Below are 315 nucleotides of genomic sequence, written 5' to 3'. Positions count from 1 at the left end.
TGAGATTGTTCTGGGAATTTTTCATACACTTCAGCTTCATCAAGAAGCAGCCCCGTTCTGCGTCTATCTACTTTCAATTTTGATTGTTTTTCACAGCGCTCTAGAAATAATCTCACGCTTTTAATTGAAGAGACATCATGCACACTAACGCTACATCCACGATTAAATGAAGAGAGCAAATATCGGTAATCATTGATATAAAAATAGACCCAATGCCCTTGCAAGCTAGGCGACAAACGGGAGTGATAAGTTAAAAAACGCCCTCTTGGTGGTTTTTTATCACTTGGGAACTCTAACTCGACACTCCCCACATCT

The 315-nt window shown here is 40.0% G+C and carries 1 protein-coding gene; it reads right to left on the bottom strand.

Annotation, left to right across the window (positions count from 1 at the left end):
• The coding region (locus tag TW84_RS24995; RefSeq protein ID WP_045978050.1) for a hypothetical protein at positions 1-315 on the bottom strand (315 nt) is incomplete at both ends.

The sequence above is a fragment of the Vibrio neptunius genome, from assembly GCF_000967495.1.
Lineage (GTDB): Bacteria > Pseudomonadota > Gammaproteobacteria > Enterobacterales > Vibrionaceae > Vibrio > Vibrio neptunius.
This window is presented reverse-complemented; position numbering and strand designations above follow the sequence as displayed.